The organism is Enterobacter cloacae complex sp. P13B (genome assembly GCF_014895915.1).
In the GTDB taxonomy this organism is placed as follows: Bacteria; Pseudomonadota; Gammaproteobacteria; order Enterobacterales; family Enterobacteriaceae; genus Enterobacter; species Enterobacter bugandensis.
This window is the reverse complement of record NZ_JADBQN010000116.1, coordinates 1-2,035: the sequence shown is the minus strand read 5'-3', so window position 1 is coordinate 2,035 and position 2,035 is coordinate 1. Positions and strand designations below refer to the sequence as shown.

General features: G+C 33.0%; 4 protein-coding genes. All 4 read left to right on the top strand.

Annotated features, from left to right (window positions below):
* Window positions 1–890, top strand: an 890-nt coding sequence (locus IM273_RS22165) for a putative lipase (protein WP_226857985.1), incomplete at its 5' end; no start/stop codon positions are given.
* The gene (locus tag IM273_RS22780) at window positions 845–1,159 is read left to right on the top strand and encodes an ABC-three component system protein (RefSeq protein ID WP_370551857.1); all 315 of its coding nucleotides are present in this window, start codon (window positions 845–847) and stop codon (window positions 1,157–1,159) included. The genes IM273_RS22165 and IM273_RS22780, both read left to right, overlap by 46 nt.
* Window positions 1,156–1,662 carry an ABC-three component system middle component 4 gene (locus IM273_RS22160; protein ID WP_047955828.1) on the top strand — a complete coding sequence of 169 codons (507 nt, stop codon included), beginning with the start codon at window positions 1,156–1,158 and terminating at the stop codon, window positions 1,660–1,662. Before IM273_RS22780 ends, IM273_RS22160 begins: the two co-directional genes overlap by 4 nt.
* Window positions 1,659–2,035 (top strand): AAA family ATPase (locus IM273_RS22155; RefSeq protein WP_193055655.1); only part of this gene is annotated, 377 nt, incomplete at its 3' end. The genes IM273_RS22160 and IM273_RS22155, both read left to right, overlap by 4 nt.

Here is a 2,035-nt window from a genome sequence, read left to right as displayed (position 1 = left end):
TGTTTATACATGGCTTAAAAGGCGGAAGTGATACGTGGGCAGTTGATAAGATCACATCCTTTCCACAGCTTATATGTGAGGATGAAGATTTTTGTGATGCCTTTGATATAGCTTGTTTTGAGTATTTCACTAATTTTACGAATACCTACGGTAAAAGTAGAAATCTACTTGCCAGGTTGTTCACATCACTAACAAAAAAAGAAGTCAATCTTCCTGTTGATGAATTATCAGAGTTACTTGTTGGTGAATGTCAAATAAATTTATCCGATTATAGTAATATAATATTTGTCGCTCACAGCATGGGAGGTTTAATAGCAAAATCATGCATTATTAAAATGCATGAAAGAGATCTTTCTCACAATATAACTGGATTTATTTCACTTGCTGTTCCTCATTCGGGGTCAGAAACTGCTTCATGGGCTAGTATGGTTTCATCAAATGTCCAGCTTGGTGATTTAAGTGTATTTAGTAAAGAAACAGATTCTCTAAACCGCAGATGGGTAAAATTGTCTAAACTCCCTGAGTTAAAGTTTTTGTATGGAAGCTACGATAGTATTGTAGTTAAAGCCAGTGCAATTCCTGTTCAAGTTTCTGCCAAAGAGTCTATAGCTGTTCAGGAGGATCATTCGACAATTTGCAAACCAAAGGATAGGGATTCTAATGTTTATCTTATCGTTAAGAAACTAGCTCTTGAAATACATAACAAAACGGAACTAATTTCATCTTCACCAGAATTTAAAGATGATAAGCAATATGACAATGAATTTTTTGTATTGAAAATGATAGTCGCTGATGTACATAGTGATATATCAAAACATGCTAAGGGTATTATTATAATGCAGAATTGGCCAGAAATATTTTCACTAGCGATCGAGATAGAGAAACCTTAAGTGTTTTGTATAGAAAAATAAGGGAGATATATCAAACACAGTATCATGACTCTATAGCAAATCATAATACAGCAAACCAACTCTTAGCTGCAATACACAAAAAAATAGAAGATGAAGATAAGGTTAAATTATCATCTCTTCTTGATACACTTGATAGTGTACATAAGAAAGGAATGCTGCATCAGCTTGCTAATAAGCTAGATAGAGATATAATTTGGTCCCCAGACACATCTCTTGACTCTTTGAATAGTTTAAGGGGGCAAAAATGATTTCATTACCTTATATTCCTCTTGATGAAGATTTTAATTTGAATGTTGCTCTTCTGATTATTTTAATTCATACGCTAAGCAAGAATAGAAATGATGTTCTATTGTTGGATAGAAATAAAATTCAAATATTTTTATATTTGATTAAAAACCCGTCAAAACTTGAGGCTGTAATGATTTTGGCAGGTAAACAAAACACATCCATTGATATGACAGAAACTTATACAATTAAAAGTCTATCATTAAACGTTGATATTCTTTTCAGCACTCCAAAAATAAAAACACTTTTGAAAAAAGTGTCGATACTGGGATGGCTTCGTGTAACAAAGTCTGATGGTGCAACTTATTTTAGTTTAACAACTGAGGGTGAACGCGCTTACGAGCAGTTTGGCGGCGAATACTTTAACTCAGTGAAAGCTTATACCAAATCACTGGATAAAATAAAATCACTAACCTCCAGTAAATTAAATTCCATTCTGAATGAAGTATTCAAGGTGTCAAAATGAAATCCTATTTAAGAATTGAACGATTAATCCTTGTTGGTGTACGTAAGAATTACATTGTCAAGTTTGAAGATGGATTAAATATTATACATGGTGATTCAGACACAGGAAAATCTAGTATTTTAGAGTTTATTAACTATTTACTTGGCGCCAGTAAAATAGAGTTGGCCGATGAGATTATATCATCTGTTAATTATGCGGCGTTAGAGGTTATAATAAATGATTCTGCCTATACCATAGTTAGAGATATTTACAAACCACAAAATTTCATTGAGGTCTATCAGTGTCCTTTCGAGAGGAGAGAAGCATTCATTTCTAGAAAATATGCTCCTAACTTCTCTAATAACAATGCCCCAGATGGATTCTTTTCTGATTT